Annotated in this window: 16 protein-coding genes; 10 read left to right on the forward strand and 6 right to left on the reverse strand. The window is 40.9% G+C overall.

From position 1 onward, the window contains the following. The first annotated feature begins 122 nt into the window (after nucleotides 1-122). From ribBA to glmS, 7 genes are read left to right on the forward strand one after another with little or no spacing between them, the layout of a single operon-like run. The gene (ribBA, locus tag F959_RS05200) at nucleotides 123-1244 is read left to right on the forward strand and encodes a bifunctional 3,4-dihydroxy-2-butanone-4-phosphate synthase/GTP cyclohydrolase II (protein WP_004878154.1); all 1122 of its coding nucleotides are present in this window, start codon (nucleotides 123-125) and stop codon (nucleotides 1242-1244) included. A gap of 11 nt (nucleotides 1245-1255) precedes the next feature. Further along, nucleotides 1256-1726 (forward strand): 6,7-dimethyl-8-ribityllumazine synthase, encoded by a 471-nt coding sequence (gene ribH, locus F959_RS05205; RefSeq protein ID WP_004878155.1) that lies wholly within the window; start codon nucleotides 1256-1258, stop codon nucleotides 1724-1726. 3 nt (nucleotides 1727-1729) lie between these two features. Then, nucleotides 1730-2179 (forward strand): transcription antitermination factor NusB, encoded by a 450-nt coding sequence (nusB, locus tag F959_RS05210; protein WP_004878158.1) that lies wholly within the window; start codon nucleotides 1730-1732, stop codon nucleotides 2177-2179. 15 nt (nucleotides 2180-2194) lie between these two features. After that, complete coding sequence (thiL, locus tag F959_RS05215) at nucleotides 2195-3112, forward strand: thiamine-phosphate kinase (protein WP_004878159.1); 918 nt, start codon at nucleotides 2195-2197, stop codon at nucleotides 3110-3112. Further along, nucleotides 3090-3611 (forward strand): phosphatidylglycerophosphatase A family protein, encoded by a 522-nt coding sequence (locus F959_RS05220; RefSeq protein WP_004878160.1) that lies wholly within the window; start codon nucleotides 3090-3092, stop codon nucleotides 3609-3611. The genes thiL and F959_RS05220 overlap by 23 nt, the downstream gene beginning before the upstream one ends. 22 nt (nucleotides 3612-3633) lie before the next feature. Further along, nucleotides 3634-4998 carry a bifunctional UDP-N-acetylglucosamine diphosphorylase/glucosamine-1-phosphate N-acetyltransferase GlmU gene (glmU, locus tag F959_RS05225; protein ID WP_004878161.1) on the forward strand — a complete coding sequence of 455 codons (1365 nt, stop codon included), beginning with the start codon at nucleotides 3634-3636 and terminating at the stop codon, nucleotides 4996-4998. A 12-nt stretch (nucleotides 4999-5010) separates the two neighbouring features. Continuing rightward, entirely contained in the window at nucleotides 5011-6849 is a 1839-nt protein-coding gene (gene glmS, locus F959_RS05230) for a glutamine--fructose-6-phosphate transaminase (isomerizing) (RefSeq protein ID WP_004878162.1), read from the forward strand. Nucleotides 6850-6923: 74 nt separating this feature from the next. Here the strand turns inward: glmS and F959_RS05235 are convergent, their stop codons facing one another. From F959_RS05235 to pncA, 3 genes are all read right to left on the reverse strand, one after another. After that, nucleotides 6924-7562: a YitT family protein gene (locus F959_RS05235; RefSeq protein ID WP_007480826.1), complete on the reverse strand. Its 639-nt coding sequence runs from the start codon at nucleotides 7560-7562 to the stop codon at nucleotides 6924-6926. A 202-nt stretch (nucleotides 7563-7764) separates the two neighbouring features. Next, entirely contained in the window at nucleotides 7765-8229 is a 465-nt protein-coding gene (locus F959_RS05240) for an Lrp/AsnC family transcriptional regulator (RefSeq protein ID WP_004878164.1), read from the reverse strand. A gap of 93 nt (nucleotides 8230-8322) precedes the next feature. Beyond that, entirely contained in the window at nucleotides 8323-8955 is a 633-nt protein-coding gene (gene pncA, locus F959_RS05245; protein ID WP_004878165.1) for a bifunctional nicotinamidase/pyrazinamidase, read from the reverse strand. A gap of 289 nt (nucleotides 8956-9244) precedes the next feature. Between pncA and dapA the strand changes: the two genes are divergently transcribed. Genes dapA through purC form a run of 3 tightly spaced genes read left to right on the forward strand, consistent with a single transcriptional unit; the run spans nucleotide 9245 to nucleotide 11512 of the window. Continuing rightward, on the forward strand, nucleotides 9245-10138 hold the full coding sequence (dapA, locus tag F959_RS05250; RefSeq protein ID WP_004878166.1) for a 4-hydroxy-tetrahydrodipicolinate synthase: 894 nt from the start codon (nucleotides 9245-9247) through the stop codon (nucleotides 10136-10138). A 15-nt stretch (nucleotides 10139-10153) separates the two neighbouring features. Next, a complete protein-coding gene (locus F959_RS05255; protein WP_017196845.1) occupies nucleotides 10154-10756 on the forward strand; it encodes a hypothetical protein in 603 nt (200 codons plus the stop codon). A gap of 36 nt (nucleotides 10757-10792) precedes the next feature. Next, nucleotides 10793-11512: a phosphoribosylaminoimidazolesuccinocarboxamide synthase gene (purC, locus tag F959_RS05260; protein ID WP_004878168.1), complete on the forward strand. Its 720-nt coding sequence runs from the start codon at nucleotides 10793-10795 to the stop codon at nucleotides 11510-11512. Nucleotides 11513-11570: 58 nt separating this feature from the next. On the opposite strand, the gene F959_RS05265 is transcribed toward purC, so the two are convergent. From F959_RS05265 to F959_RS05275, 3 genes are all read right to left on the reverse strand, one after another. After that, entirely contained in the window at nucleotides 11571-13310 is a 1740-nt protein-coding gene (locus tag F959_RS05265; protein WP_004878170.1) for an amidohydrolase, read from the reverse strand. 166 nt (nucleotides 13311-13476) lie between these two features. Continuing rightward, a complete protein-coding gene (gene yddG / locus F959_RS05270; protein ID WP_004878173.1) occupies nucleotides 13477-14364 on the reverse strand; it encodes an aromatic amino acid DMT transporter YddG in 888 nt (295 codons plus the stop codon). Nucleotides 14365-14469: 105 nt separating this feature from the next. Further along, nucleotides 14470-15744 (reverse strand): replication-associated recombination protein A, encoded by a 1275-nt coding sequence (locus F959_RS05275; RefSeq protein ID WP_017196846.1) that lies wholly within the window; start codon nucleotides 15742-15744, stop codon nucleotides 14470-14472. Nucleotides 15745-15803: the final 59 nt, after the last annotated feature.

Below are 15803 nucleotides of genomic sequence, written 5' to 3' on the forward strand. Positions count from 1 at the left end.
TATAGAACTAGGTTTTTTAATTGATGATCAAGCACACAGGCGAAATTTATTAAAATGCGGTAAACTATGCCAGATTTATCGAATACTAATGCCGTTACTGGCAGCTTAAAAGGTGAAAGCGAATGCCGCTGAGTCGTGTTGAAGAGCTTGTCGCAGATATTCGTGCAGGCAAAATGGTCATTCTGATGGATGATGAAGATCGTGAAAATGAAGGTGACTTAGTCATCGCTGCGACGCATGTTCGTCCTGAAGATATTAACTTCATGATTACCCATGCACGTGGTTTGGTCTGCCTCACACTGAGCCGTGAACGCTGTAAGCAACTTAATCTTCCATTAATGGTTGATCAAAACGGCGCGCAGCATGCAACAAACTTTACCCTTTCAATTGAAGCTGCTGAAGGGATTAGCACAGGTATTTCTGCTGCTGAACGTGCACATACGATTCGTACTGCGGTTGCGGCACATGCCAAACCAAGTGACATTGTGCAACCGGGTCATATTTTCCCATTGATGGCGCAACCTGGTGGTGTACTGCATCGTGCAGGTCATACTGAAGCTGGTTGTGATTTAACTCGCCTTGCTGGTCTTGAACCAGCATCTGTGATTTGTGAAATCATCAATGAAGACGGCACAATGGCGCGTCGTCCAGATTTAGAGGTTTTCGCAGAAAAACATGGTCTTAAAATTGGTACGATCGCAGATCTAATCCATTACCGCATGACCAACGAGCAAACTGTTGAACGTTTATCACAGGAAAGCATTCAAACCCAATATGGTACCTTTGAACTGTATAAATACCGTGAAATTGGTAACCCAGATATTCATTTAGCTTTAGTGAAAGGTGAGCCAAAAGATGGTATCACTACTGTTCGCGTGCATGGCTTCAATCCAGTTCGTGACTTATTAAAGCTCAATAAAGCAGATGGTTCTCCTGCTTGGAATCTAGACCTTGCGATGAAAACGATTGCGGAAAGTGATCGTGGCGTGTTGGTATGGATCGGTCAGGATCATTTGGAAGACTTAGGTCATGCTTTGCATCACATGAATCAACCAAAACCATTAAAATCAAATGCAGCACTCTCCCAACAATATCAAACGATTGGTGTCGGTGCGCAAATTTTACGTGATCTTGGTGTAGAGAAAATGAAGCTATTAAGTTCTCCGCTTCGTTTCAATGCCTTATCAGGATTTAATTTAGAGGTAGTGGAATACATCACTGCCGATCAAATCACAGCAAAATAATCGAGGTTGCTATGGCAATTCGCCGAATTGAAGGTTTATTACATCTCGCAAGCGAAGGTCGTTATGCGATCTTAGTTGGTCGTTTCAACAGTTTCGTCGTTGAGCATTTACTTGAAGGTGCGATCGACACTTTAAAACGTCACGGCGTTTCAGAAGAAGCGATTACTGTTATTCATGCACCAGGTGCGTGGGAACTCCCAATCGTTGCGAAAAAATTAGCAGCTTCAAATCAATTTGATGCCATCATTGCACTCGGTGCAGTCATTCGTGGCAGCACACCACACTTCGACTTTGTTGCAGGTGAATGTGCAAAAGGTTTAGGTGTTGTTGCACTTGAAAGCACAATGCCAGTGATCAATGGTGTCTTAACAACGGATAGCATTGAACAAGCTATTGAACGTTCTGGTACGAAAGCAGGAAATAAAGGTAGCGAAGCTGCACTTACTGCAATCGAAATGGTTAACTTATTAAAGGCAATTTAAAGCATGTCGCAAACACTTCAGGCCGCTTATGCAGCGAAACGCAAAGCACGTCGTTTTGCTGTACAAGGGATTTATGAATGGCAAATGAGTCAAAATCCTGTACATGAGATTGAAGCACGTACGCGTGTTGAAAATGCAATGCACAAAGTTGACTTAAATTATTACCATGAATTGCTCACTCAAGTGGTTGCTCAACATGAAGCTTTAGATGAGCTCCTTATTCCTGTACTTGACCGTGAACTGACTGCACTTGATGGTGTAGAGCTTGCAGCTTTACGCCTAGGTGCTTATGAATTACGAGATCATCTCGAAATTCCATATCGCGTGGTACTGGATGAAGCAATTGAATTAGCAAAACACTTTGGTGGTGCAGATAGTCATAAATACATCAATGGTGTATTAGACCGTTTATCATCAAAGCTTCGTGAAGCTGAAAAACAACAAGCAAAATAATAGGCTTGATGTTCTATGGCTGAGTTTTCGATTATTGACCGTTATTTTAAACGAACGTCTAAAGTTGATGTAAGTTTAGGCATTGGCGATGACTCAGCTATTATTACCCCTCCTCCCTCACAACAACTAGTGATCTGCACAGATACATTGGTTGCTGGTCGTCATTTCCCATTAGAAACCTCAGCGCATGCGATTGGCTGGAAAAGCGTCGCAGTCAATTTATCTGATATTGCTGCAATGGGAGCAAAACCTCACAGTATTTTACTCGCCTTGAGCCTCCCTCATGTGGATGAAGCTTGGTTGGCTGAATTCAGTCGAGGCTTGTTTGACTGTTGTGACCAGTTCAATGTTTCGCTGATTGGTGGCGATACAACTCAAAGCACTCAACTCACCATTAGCGTGACAGCATTGGGTTGGATTGATCATGGACAAGCTGTGACTCGATCAGGCGCTCAAACCGGTGACTATATTTGTGTGAGTGGGCAAGTCGGAGATGCGGCATATGGACTAAAACATCTAGGGCATCCATTACAACATCGCTTAGATTACCCAACGCCACGTTGCCAGCTCGGTCAACAATTAAAAGGCTTGGCATCCAGCATGATCGATATCTCTGATGGACTCGCACAAGACTTAGGTCATATTCTCAAAGCCTCCAAGGTTGGGGCAAAATTACAACTTGAACAGCTTCCGTTAGATCCATCACTAAAACAAATTGAACCACGACATGCTTGGCAATATGCACTCGCAGGTGGCGATGATTACGAATTATGCTTTACAATATCACCGCAAAACTATGAGAAACTACAGCAACAGCAACTCGATGTTCCGCTTACAATAATCGGCGAAATTACCCAACAATCTGGATTGTTATTTGAGTATATGGGCGATATTTACCCATTACATGTTCATGGATACCAACACTTTGCATAAACCTCCCATCCACTTCAACCAAATGAGTTGGTACGACCGCTTTATCGTTTTTTGTGGTGTCGGCTTTGGTTCAGGACTCAGCCCGAAAGCGCCTGGAACGTTTGGTTCTGCCTTTGCGCTGCTGTTTGTTCCATTCTGGTTACAACTTGGATTGCTAGGCAGTATCGTCGCAATTGTCCTCATGTCACTGGTCGGTATTTATATTTGTGGACATACGGCAAAAGTCATCCACGTTCATGATGATGGACGTATCGTTTGGGATGAGTTTGCAGGTCAATCTATTACTCTATTGCCTTTGCTTTATCTACAACAAATGAATTGGTTGTGGGTCATTGTGGGATTTATCTTATTTCGTATCTTTGATGTCTGGAAGCCATTCCCTATTAGTTGGGCTGATCAAAAAGTGTCAGGTGGCTTTGGCATTATGCTCGATGACATTATTGCTGGACTTTGGGCCGCACTCTGTATTTTTATAATCCATTTTTATTTTTTGACCTAACACATTAATATTAGGGTTAATTATGTCAACAACAGTCATTATTCTTGCTGCAGGGAAAGGAACGCGAATGCGTTCACAACTACCAAAAGTGTTACAACCGCTTGCTGGTCGTCCACTTTTAGGTCATGTGATTGAAACAGCAAAAAAACTACAAGCTCAGAATATTATTACCATTTATGGGCATGGAGGAGAACTGGTTAAAAATCGCTTTGCCGCTGAACAAATCGAGTGGGTGGAGCAAGCGGAGCAGTTGGGCACAGGTCATGCCGTCCAAATGACTTTACCTGTCTTACCTCAGGATGGTATTTCACTTATCTTATATGGTGATGTTCCTCTGGTTCGCCAAAGTACACTTGAACAACTACTTGAAGCATCAAGCCAATCAGGCATTGGGATGATTACCTTAAATGTTGAAAACCCAACAGGTTATGGTCGTATCGTACGCCAAGCTGGAAAAATCCAAGCGATTGTTGAGCATAAAGATGCCAATGAAGAACAACGACAAATCCAAGAAATCAATACAGGCATTTATTGCGTAAGTAATGCAAAGCTGCATCAATGGTTACCAAAACTGTCTAACAATAATGTGCAAGGTGAATACTACCTGACTGATATTGTTGCAATGGCCGTTACCGATGGTTTAGAAATTGCATCGATCCAACCTGAACTTGAGTTTGAAGTAGAAGGTGTAAATGACCGTTTGCAATTAGCGGCATTGGAACGTGAATTTCAGCAACAACAAGCCAAAGAATTGATGCAACAAGGCGTACACCTGATTGATCCAAGTCGTTTTGATCTACGAGGTCATCTCAAATGTGGTCAAGACGTGCAGATTGATATCAATGTCATTATTGAAGGTGATTGCGAGCTTGGCGATAACGTTCAACTTGGCGCTGGCTGTATTTTGAAAAACACACGCATTGCCGCTGGAACAAAAGTTCAAGCCTACAGCGTTTTTGAAAACGCTATCGTGGGCGAAAATACCCAAATTGGACCTTTTGCACGTTTACGCCCAGGTACAAACTTGGGTAATGATGTGCATATTGGCAACTTTGTTGAAGTGAAAAATTCAAACATTGGTCAAGGGTCCAAAGCCAATCATTTTACCTATTTAGGTGATGCTGATATCGGTGCGGATTGTAATATTGGCGCAGGCACGATTACTTGTAATTATGATGGTGCAAACAAACACCGTACTGTGATTGAAGACAATGTCTTCATTGGCACAAATAATTCCTTGGTTGCACCGATCAAAATTGGTCAGGGTGCGACCACTGGTGCTGGCTCAACCCTAACGAGAGACGTCGCTGATCATAGTTTAGCTGTGGAACGTGCTAAACAATTTGAAAAAGCAAATTATCAACGTCCCCAAAAGCTGAAAAAATAAGAGGATATAATTATGTGTGGTATTGTTGGAGGCGTTGCTGAACGTTGTGTAACTGAGATCTTGATCGAAGGTTTAAAGCGCCTTGAATATCGTGGTTATGACTCTGCGGGTTTAGCACTCTTAAATAAAGAACAAATTTTACGTGAACGTCGTGTTGGTAAAGTTGCTAACTTGGCTGAAGCTGTTTCAGAACAGCATTTGACGGGTAATATCGGTATTGCACACACACGTTGGGCAACTCATGGTAAGCCAACTGAAAACAATGCACATCCGCATGTTTCAGGCAATGTTGCAGTTGTTCACAACGGTATTATTGAGAATTACCAAGAACTCAAAGATGAACTACAAGCTCTTGGCTATATCTTTACCTCTCAAACTGACACAGAAGTTGTTGCTCACCTTGTCAATGATGCCTTAAAGCAAACAGATAGCTTATTAGAAGCTGTTCAAAAGGTAACACCACGTCTTAAAGGTGCTTATGCTTTAGGTATTATTCATACTGAACATGCTGATGAACTCATCACCGTTCGCGAAGGTTCTCCGCTCGTGATTGGTGTTGGTATTGGTGAGAACTTTATTAGTTCAGATCAACTTGCTTTGTTACCTGTGACCAATCGCTTCGTTTATTTAGAAGAAGGTGATATTGCGCGTTTAACACGTACTAGCATTGAAGTTTTTGTGAATGGTGAACGTGTTGATCGCCCAGTGAAAGAGCTTGATGCGACTGTAAGTAATGCATCGAAAGGCGAATATAAACACTTCATGCTCAAAGAAATTTATGAGCAACCTGAAGCCATTCAACAAACGATTTCACAAGCATTGAATGGCAATAATTTGCGTGAAGATTTTCTTCAACATGCCAATGCGGATTTTAACAAAATTCAGCAAGTACAAATCATTGCCTGCGGTACCAGCTACCATGCAGGTATGATTGCGAAATACTGGTTTGAACAGCTAATTGGTGTTCCATGCCAAGTTGAAATTGCCAGCGAATTCCGTTACCGCACGCCTGTTATTGTGGAAAATACACTTTATATCTGTATTTCTCAGTCTGGAGAAACCGCGGATACATTGGCAGCGTTACGTGAAACTCAAAAGCGTGCCAAAGCAAATAACATCAATATCAGCACCATGACGATTTGTAACGTTGCAACGTCATCAATGGTACGTGAAACAGATCATCATTTGCTGACACTTGCTGGCCCTGAAATTGGTGTTGCCTCAACCAAAGCATTCACAACTCAGCTGGCTGCTTTGATGTTATTAATTATCAAAATCGGTCAAGTTAAGCAGCGTCTCGCAGCAGCTCAGCTGACTGAAATTACTGAAGCGTTATGGCACTGCCCGAAAGTAATTTTAGATACGCTACAGCACAACACAGCGATTCTTCGTTTATCTGCACTGTTTGTAGAAAAGAATCACTGCTTATTCTTAGGCCGTGGCACACACTTCCCTATCGCATTGGAAGGTGCTTTGAAACTGAAAGAAATTTCATATATTCATGCAGAAGGATATGCAGCAGGTGAATTGAAGCATGGTCCGTTGGCATTAGTCGATAATGAAATGCCTGTGGTGATCTTAGCGCCAAATGACGAAATGCTCGATAAGTTAAAATCGAATATGGAAGAAGTTCAAGCGCGTGGCGGCGAACTTTTTGTATTTGCAGATGAAAACAGCGGCATTCAAGAGAAAGATCGTCAACACGTTGTACACATCCCAGCAGTGAATGAATGGTTAGCGCCAATCGTTTACAGCGTACCTGTACAGTTGCTTTCTTATCATGTTGCAGTATTACGCGGTACAGATGTCGACCAACCTCGTAACCTTGCGAAAAGTGTTACTGTGGAATAATTAAAAAAAATGGAAGAAAGGTTCACCTTTCTTCCATTCTCAAATGCCAATAGAAAAATGAGAAGTATCTGACTTTAAGCCACGTAACGATTGGTTTTATGATTTAACAAAATAATAGAATTCAGAATCACAGCTCCCAGTATAGAAATCAGAATCAATTTCCAATCCACAAAAAATAATGAAATCAATAAGATCGCAACATCAATTCCCATCTGTACCTTGCCTGCTGGAATCTTAAACTGCTCTTGTAAATAAAGAACCAATAAATTAATACCACCCAAACTAGAGCGATGTCTGAAAAGAATCAGAAAACTCACACCCATCAGCACATTCGCGAAGATCGTCGCATAAAATGGATTTACGTCTGACAGGTGAAAAAAATGGGGAATCATTTCCGTAAAACCTGCCAGTAAAGCCACGGCAATAAACGTCTTTACGACTAAACCAACGCCCATTTTTTTATAAGCAAAATAGTAAAATGGAATATTAATCAGGAAAAATAAAATACCAAACTTAATATCTGTGATGTAATGAATCAACAATGACAGGCCAGCTGTTCCACCCGTCATAATTCCTGCTTGCTTTAACAATGTCATCGCAAATGAAAGAATAAAAGTGCCGATTAACATGGCAAGTGCATCTTCAATCTTTGAGTGTTGATCAATTACAGGCATGACTGGGCTTACCAAAGATACTTTTTGATCGGTATTCATAACGCTACAACTTAATAGGAGAACAACAGAAGGGAGAGAAATCTTTAAAAAAGATATGACATATTTGATCATTTTTATTTAATTTTCGCAATTTTTTCTTATATTTTCACCATAAATGCAATTTATATTCAAAATAATCCAATTGGTATAATCAAAACCCAAAAAAGCCGAGCGATAACACCCAGCTTAGGAAAGCGTTGTTCTATTTAATCGCAATACCATTTTCTTTTAATTTTTCAAGCACGATTGAGGTATTTAAATTACTCACCCCAAAGTTTTGGGAGGATAAAATACCGATCAATTTAACCATTTCATCTAAGTTTTTGACTGCAACTTTGAGGGCAAAATCATAACTCCCTGTGAGTTTGTAAATATCTTTGACCGCAGGCTCATGCATCAGAAACTCAACAAAACGATCGTGTGTTGCATCATTATAATTTTGTAGCTTCACTTCAATAATACCCATAATTGGTGCTGGATCAGCACTCAATGCGATTTGGGCATAATAACCAGTGATAATATTTTGCTGTTCGAGATAAATACGACGACGAGAACATTGTGAAGTTGATAAGCCAACCAACTCTGCCAACTCTTGATTGGCTAAACGTCCATTTCGCTGTAAATGATGAATAATCTTACGGTCAAAATCATCAAGTTGGTCTGTCATAAAACTCTCTGTGGTAATAGCGCGGCATAGTAACAATCATGAAAGCTGATCATGATCGAAAAGTGTAACGTCTTTAGATTAATTGCAACAAGCTCAAGGCAGAATCGTCGTTGAGTGAATGAGCTCTACCCCTTGATCCAACATCTGCTGCCAAGCCTGTTGTAGAGACCCATTTAAATCAATTGCTTTACATGCATCTTCAATCACATAGGTCTTAAATCCAAAGGCTGCGGCATCAAGTGCCGTCCACGCCACACAAAAATCTGTCGCAATCCCCACGATATATACCGTATCAACTTGATGTTCTTTCAAATACCCATTTAATCCTGTCGGAGTTTTTCGATCTGCCTCCATAAATGCAGAATAACTATCAATATCGGGATGAAAGCCTTTACGAATAATGAGTTGAGCGGTTGGAATATTCAAATCAGGATGAAATGCTGCATCATGACTCCCCTGCACACAGTGTTTCGGCCATAACACTTGAGTACCATAATTCAACTCTATGGTTTCAAATGGCTGTTTATGCGGATGATTTTCAGCAAAAGAGATATGCTGTTCTGGATGCCAGTCTTGGGTCAACACCACATGACCAAATTTTGTAGCGAGCTGATTAATTAAAGGAATGATCTGATCAGCTTGGTCGACGGCTAAGTTTCCACCCGGTGTAAAACCATTCTGAACATCCACCACAATCAATGCGATATTCTTTGAATTCACTGACATCGCTGTCTTTCCCTCTAAACCATCTGGTTTTACAATACCCTGCCTGCGTTATTCTGACTAGAGATAGCAAAACTTTTAATTAAGATGAAAACTATTCAAGTTAAAGATGAATTAAAGTTTTCTACAGTTTGACCAAAGCATATTGTTCTTATGTCTCTGATCAGTCATAATTTGCATAATTGTCATTCAACTCGACTTCTGTTGAACGACGAATCAAAATACTGCAACCATCCAATATTTCGTTTAAATTACTTCAATCTCGGATGGGAAAATAGGATATTTTTTTAAAATGACTCAGCTAGCACAGAATATTCAAGGCTCAATTGTCGCAATCGTCACCCCAATGTTTGAAGATGGCAGCGTAGATTGGAAGGGTCTTGAGAAGCTCGTTGAGTGGCACATCCAACAAGGTACTAATAGCATTGTTGCTGTCGGCACAACGGGCGAAGCTTCTACACTCAGCATGGAAGAACATACACAAGTCATTAAAGAAGTGATTCGTGTCGCGAATAAACGTATTCCTATTATTGCGGGTACAGGCGCTAACTCAACGCGTGAAGCGATTGAACTGACCAAAGCAGCAAAAGAGTTAGGTGCTGACGCAGCGCTATTGGTTACGCCATATTATAATAAACCAACGCAAGAAGGCTTATATCAACACTATAAAGCAATTGCAGAAGCTGTTGATATTCCTCAAATCCTTTATAATGTTCCAGGTCGTACTGGTGTTGACATGCAAAATGATACGGTCATTCGCCTTGCTGATGTTAAAAACATTATTGGTATTAAAGATGCAACAGGCGATGTTCCTCGTGGTCAAGCACTCATCGAAGGCTTAAACGGTAAAATGGCTGTTTATTCAGGTGATGATGAAACAGCATGGGAACTGATTTTACTTGGTGCTAAAGGTAATATCTCGGTCACTGCAAACGTAGCGCCAAAACAAATGAGCGAAGTTTGTGAAGCAGCATTGGCTGGTGATAAAGCAAAAGCGCAAAGCTTGAATCAACAAATTGCAAATCTACACAATATTTTGTTTTGCGAATCAAACCCAATTCCTGTGAAATGGGCATTGCATGAGATGGGATACATTAGCACAGGCCTACGCCTGCCTTTAACCGCTCTAGCAGAACAATATCGTGAACCTCTTCGCAACGACTTAAAAGTTGCGGGAATTATTTAATACGAGCAATTTATGATGCAATTACGTCTTGGTGTTGTCCTTGTCATTTCAGCTTTAAGTTTGGCTGGTTGTGGTCGTTTTGCCCTCAATAATCATTCATTGGATTACAAAAAAGCAAAAGCGCTTGAACCTCTCAAATTCCCTGACAATGCAACGGTCAGACCATTTACTCCATTGTATCCAGCTCCTTCGGTTGATCCACTTGCGATCGAACATGCACCGTCATTCGAAAATAAAAGTGGCAACCGCTATGCTTTGCCTCGTCCAGAGGCACTGCAAACAACAGCAAGTAGCACTGAAAATACGACGACAACATTGGGTCGTCCACAACTGGTTATGGATGGGAACAAAAACCCATTACTAAAAGTGGAAGGTCCTACTGCTGCTGCTTGGCAATATACTTTTGCGACATTAAACAGCCTAAATTACAAAGTTATTTCTCAAGCAGATCATGGTTATGAAGCAACCATTACTGTGAACGATCAGAATTATCTGCTCAAGCTTTCTGCTGTAGGCTCAAGCAATACTGTCGCGCTATTCAAACTTGACACCACCTTTGCAGACCCAGCGGTTGCAACCGAAGTGTTATCCCAGATTTACCAAAATTGGCCAGCCTAGTCGTTTACTAGGCACATTTTTCAAAAAGGTTCCCCCATGTTAAAACAAACCTTGCTCTATACTGGTAAAGCAAAATCTGTATATGAAACAGACAATGCTGACCACCTGATTTTAGTCTTTCGTGATGATGCCTCTGCGTTCAATGGCGAAAAAATCGAGCAGCTAGATCGTAAAGGTAAGGTGAACAACCGTTTTAACGCCTTCATCATGGAAAAATTGGCTGAAGCGGGTATCGAAACGCATTTTGAAAAATTGCTTTCACCAACTGAAGTATTGGTTAAAAAATTGCAAATGATTCCTGTAGAATGCGTGATTCGTAACTATGCAGCGGGTTCACTTTGCCGTCGCTTAGGTGTTGAAGAAGGTAAAGAATTAACGCCTCCAACATTTGAATTATTCTTCAAAGATGATGCACTTGGCGATCCAATGGTGAACGAGTCTCAAGCAATTGCTTTAGGTTGGGCAAATGCAGGCCAACTTGCCAAAATGAAAGAACTCACTTACCAAGTCAATGATGTACTTAAAGCATTATTTGATGCAGGCAACATGATTTTGGTCGACTTCAAACTTGAGTTTGGTGTATTCCATGACCGCATCGTTTTGGGTGATGAATTCTCTCCAGATGGCTGCCGCCTATGGGATAAAGATACCAAGAAGAAATTAGATAAAGATCGTTTCCGCCAAGGTTTAGGCGGCGTTGTTGAAGCTTATGAAGAAGTTGCAACACGTTTAGGCGTAGATTTATCTGATATCTAATTCAGTAAAATCAAATAAAAAACCAGCCAATTCGGCTGGTTTTTTTATAGAGGGCTTTTTATCTTGTCGGTTGCTGATAAATTAAATTGCCTTCTTTATAAGTCGCAACAACTTTAATATTTTTAATCTCTTTGCTTGGAATGCTCAGCGGATTCTTATCTAGAATCACTAAATCAGCCAGCTTACCTTGCGTCAAGGTTCCTTTATTTTTTTCTTCAAAATATTGATATGCAGCCCAGTCGGTCATCGACTTCAGTGCAATATATGGACTAATTCGCTCATCCGCACCTAACACATAACCACTTCGTGTCGTTCTATTCACAGATGCATCGAGCATCATCATGCTATTTGGCGGAATGACAGGTGCATCGTGATGCTCGGTAAAAATAATGTTCTTTCTGAATGCCATTCCTGTCGGAGAGATATGTTGTGCTTTCTGCTCCCCAACTGTTTGCTGCCTATGCCAATCACCCCAATAAAAGGTATGTAATGAGAAAAAGGAAGGGATAATATCTAATGCTTTAAGCTGATCTAATTGATCTTCACGGATCGTTTGAGAGTGAATCAATACACTTCGACGATCTGCTTTGCCTTGTTGATTGGTTGCATAGCGAACGGCCTGAATAAATTGATCTATCGCAGCGTCACCATTGGCATGCGCAAGCACTTGCCAGCCTTGTTTGAAGGCAAGATTCACATAGTTGTTTACATCCTGACTATGCTTGAAGGCAGGATAGCCTTTGTAATCTTTAGTCTCACCCTCAGGTGGTACAACATAAGGCTGTGACAACCATGCCGTCTTGCCTTGGGGTGAGCCATCTAAACTAATCTTGATACCCCCGATACGGAAGTGATGATCATATTGCAGACTACTACCATGCTTTAACATATAGTCTTTACTGGTGGTAATATCAGGATAAGAAACCACATCAACAGGCAATTGGTTTTGTTGTCCCAAGGCACGCCACATGTCTGTTGTCCCCTGATCAGCACGCCCTTCTTGCACCGTTGTAAATCCATTCTTCACATAGACTTGAATCCCTTTTTTTGCCATACCCAACAATACGTCAGGTGGAGCACCGTTGAAAATCGCACCAACTGCTGAAAATAAAGCGGACTCTTCGAGCACTCCATTTGGTACATTTGAATTTGGTTCACGACGAATCACGCCACCATCAGGATTTGCTGTGTTTTTATCAAATTTGAGTAACTCTAAGGCTTTGTGATTGACGGAAGCAAGGTGACCAGATTGATGTAAAATCATGACAGGCTGATCTTTTGATACTCGATCCAAATCCGTTGCGGTCGGATGACGCTGTTCTTTTAATTGTGCGTCATCATAGCCATTTCCCAAAATCCAACCATTCATTGTGCTAACAAATTCTGGATTTTGTGCTTTCCATGTTTTGAGAGCATCAATCAATGAATTAATATCTGATACCGTACCATCGGGTTCTGGATATAGATTGGCAACGGTCTGCTGAAAACCCACCATGTTGACGTGACTATGGGCATCGATCAGTCCCGGTAAAAGTGTTTTATTTTTTAAATCAATATGCTGTACTTGGCGATCTGTTCGCTGTTCTGCTTCTTTTTTGGTTCCTACAAATATAATTTTTCCATCTTTAACCAACAAAGCTTCTGCATAATGCGGTTCATTCCCCTCCATCGTTAAAATCGGCCCACCATAGAATAATTTCGCTGTTGAGGAAACGGGCATAGTCGTGGTCGCACAGCCAGCTAAAGCGATGGTAATTGCCGATGCGAGTGTAAGTTTATTGATATGTTTGTACGTCATGAATTAAATTCCATATTTTTATTATGCCTTTATGATTAAAGCTTATTATTTGAGGAATAGAAAGGCTAGATTGATTGCTTTTTATAATTTTTGGTAAAGAGCAACATGATCAATTACTTAGATTAGAAACACCTACTATTTAATATACTAGGTGTTTCTATCGCATTTATTTAGCTTTTGCTTTGGTTGAAATCCAACACAAAATTGAACCAATACACACTAGAAAAGCACCGTACCAAAAAGACATCGCCAAAGAGGTACTGAGGATAATTGCAGAGAAAAAAGCAGACAGAACAGGAATAAAATAAGAAGCGCCCGCCAGTAAGGTCACATTGCCATGCAGGATACCAATATTCCAAGCAGCATAACCAAAACCCATTGCCGCTGCTGCAAAAATCAACGAGATAGATGACTGCATATCAAAATGGAACGCGCCTCCGCCCATAAGTAGATATTTAAGCCAAAGCACAATCGCAACAAGTATAAAAAACAGGGTGATACCATTTACACCTTTGGCAATCCTTGCAGTTAAAGTACAGTAAGCCGCCCACAATAACGTGCCAATAAATGCCAAACCATAGCTAAGAGGATTTGCCTGTATATTATTGAGCATACTAGCAAGGTCGAAACCTTGTTCGCCACCAAGCACCCAACAGATGCCTAATATCGATAAGATAAATCCAGGAATAATTAAGAGATTGGCTTTTTGTTGATTGAAAACAATCGCAGCAACCATGGTAAAAGTTGGCCACAAATAATTCACCATGCCCACTTCAATCGCTTGACGATTATTATCGCTATAGCCAATCGACAGTGATAAACACACTTCATAAGCAACAAATAAAATGCTGCCCCAAATTAAATAAGTTTTGGGAAAAGTTCTAAGTTGCGTCCAACCAACCGATACAAGTAAAAAAATGGATGCCAGCGTATAAATCAATGCAGCCCCACCGACTGCCCCAAAATGACTACTAACATCTTTAATTAAAGCAACGATCAAACTCCATAATAAGATCGCAACCAACCCAATTAGCGTTGCTTTTTTTGCATTCATTTTCAAATCAACACATCGTTCTGCACAAAGCAAATTCCTAAATATTTGAATAGGAATGATAACTTTGAAAATTTTAATCTAGTCGGCAAATTAACCGAGTGAAACCTATTGCTGTTGCTGTTCTTGCTGCCAACGACGTTGTTGTAAGCGTTCAGCCTCTACTTCTCGTTTATTTAAGGCTCGCTCGTATAACTTGGTTCCACGCAGCTCAGGTGGTAAATATTCCTGTAGCACGAAATGCTCTGGATAATTGTGTGGGTAGAGATAATCCACACCATAACCTTGCTGCTTCATTAACTTGGTCGGCGCATTACGTAGATGCAACGGTACAGGTAAATTTGCCGTTTTTTCTGCAAGCTCTAAGGCTTTGTTAATCGCTAAATAAGTACTATTGCTTTTTGGACTCGTCGCTAAATACACAGCACATTGCCCTAAAATAATACGCGCCTCAGGCATTCCAACAGCTTGAACTGAGCGGAAACATTCACCTGCCAGCAATAATGCATTTGGATTCGAATTACCAATATCTTCTGACGCAGCAATCAACATACGACGTGCGATAAAGACAGGATCTTCACCACCTTTCAACATTCGAGCCATCCAATACAAGGTCGCATCAGGGTCACTACCGCGAATGGATTTGATAAATGCTGAAACCAGATCGTAATGTTGTTCACCAGATTTGTCGTAACGTGCAATATTTTGCTGTGCAACTTTGACCACTATTGCGTTGGTCACAATGTTTTCAACATCAGGCTCAAAAGTACTTGCGATCAAGTCAATCAGATTTAGCGCTTTACGTGCATCACCCGCAGCGAACTGAATCAACGCATCATATTCTTCGATGTGAATAAAACGTTCTTTTAGAAATTTATCCGTTTGAATGGCTTTATTGAGCAACGTTTGAATTGCATCCGCATCCAAGCTATTCAGGGTATACACCTGACAACGTGATAACAGCGCGCTATTTACCTCAAAAGATGGATTTTCAGTCGTCGCACCAATCAAAGTGATTTTTCCTTTCTCAACAGCATTGAGTAAGGCATCTTGTTGTGACTTATTGAAGCGATGAATCTCATCAATGAACACTACAGGCGTCAGTAAATCACCGCTTTCTGCAATGACTTCACGCAGCTCTTTAACCCCTGTATTCAGGGCAGATAAACTGATAAAAGGACGATCCACGGCTTGCGCCAGCAACAATGCGATCGTGGTTTTACCTACCCCTGGTGGCCCCCAAAAGATAATCGAAGGCAAATGCCCCTGATCAATCATTTGACGTAACGGTGCATGTTCACCCAATAGATGATCTTGTCCAATAATTTCAGACAAATCACGAGGACGTAAACGTTCGGGTAAAGGAATATGCGTATCTGACATCATCACTGGCTTTATGGTCTTTTAACGTAGTCTATTGTGTCTGATTCAAATCTACAATT

Source organism: Acinetobacter venetianus RAG-1 = CIP 110063 (assembly GCF_000368585.1).
GTDB classification, from domain to species: Bacteria; Pseudomonadota; Gammaproteobacteria; order Pseudomonadales; family Moraxellaceae; genus Acinetobacter; species Acinetobacter venetianus.

What these genes read in the sequence shown, in the direction of transcription:
- pncA (WP_004878165.1), bottom strand. Translation starts at nt 8,955, where the DNA reads ATGTCAGTGAATTCAAAGAATATCGCATTGATTGTGGTGGATGTTCAG.
- F959_RS05240 (WP_004878164.1), bottom strand. Translation starts at nt 8,229, where the DNA reads ATGACAGACCAACTTGATGATTTTGACCGTAAGATTATTCATCATTTA.
- F959_RS05265 (WP_004878170.1), bottom strand. Translation starts at nt 13,310, where the DNA reads ATGACGTACAAACATATCAATAAACTTACACTCGCATCGGCAATTACC.
- thiL (WP_004878159.1), top strand. Translation starts at nt 2,195, where the DNA reads ATGGCTGAGTTTTCGATTATTGACCGTTATTTTAAACGAACGTCTAAA.
- nusB (WP_004878158.1), top strand. Translation starts at nt 1,730, where the DNA reads ATGTCGCAAACACTTCAGGCCGCTTATGCAGCGAAACGCAAAGCACGT.
- purC (WP_004878168.1), top strand. Translation starts at nt 10,793, where the DNA reads ATGTTAAAACAAACCTTGCTCTATACTGGTAAAGCAAAATCTGTATAT.
- dapA (WP_004878166.1), top strand. Translation starts at nt 9,245, where the DNA reads ATGACTCAGCTAGCACAGAATATTCAAGGCTCAATTGTCGCAATCGTC.
- F959_RS05220 (WP_004878160.1), top strand. Translation starts at nt 3,090, where the DNA reads ATGGATACCAACACTTTGCATAAACCTCCCATCCACTTCAACCAAATG.
- yddG (WP_004878173.1), bottom strand. Translation starts at nt 14,364, where the DNA reads ATGAATGCAAAAAAAGCAACGCTAATTGGGTTGGTTGCGATCTTATTA.
- F959_RS05235 (WP_007480826.1), bottom strand. Translation starts at nt 7,562, where the DNA reads ATGAATACCGATCAAAAAGTATCTTTGGTAAGCCCAGTCATGCCTGTA.
- F959_RS05275 (WP_017196846.1), bottom strand. Translation starts at nt 15,744, where the DNA reads ATGTCAGATACGCATATTCCTTTACCCGAACGTTTACGTCCTCGTGAT.
- F959_RS05255 (WP_017196845.1), top strand. Translation starts at nt 10,154, where the DNA reads ATGCAATTACGTCTTGGTGTTGTCCTTGTCATTTCAGCTTTAAGTTTG.
- ribH (WP_004878155.1), top strand. Translation starts at nt 1,256, where the DNA reads ATGGCAATTCGCCGAATTGAAGGTTTATTACATCTCGCAAGCGAAGGT.
- glmU (WP_004878161.1), top strand. Translation starts at nt 3,634, where the DNA reads ATGTCAACAACAGTCATTATTCTTGCTGCAGGGAAAGGAACGCGAATG.
- glmS (WP_004878162.1), top strand. Translation starts at nt 5,011, where the DNA reads ATGTGTGGTATTGTTGGAGGCGTTGCTGAACGTTGTGTAACTGAGATC.
- ribBA (WP_004878154.1), top strand. Translation starts at nt 123, where the DNA reads ATGCCGCTGAGTCGTGTTGAAGAGCTTGTCGCAGATATTCGTGCAGGC.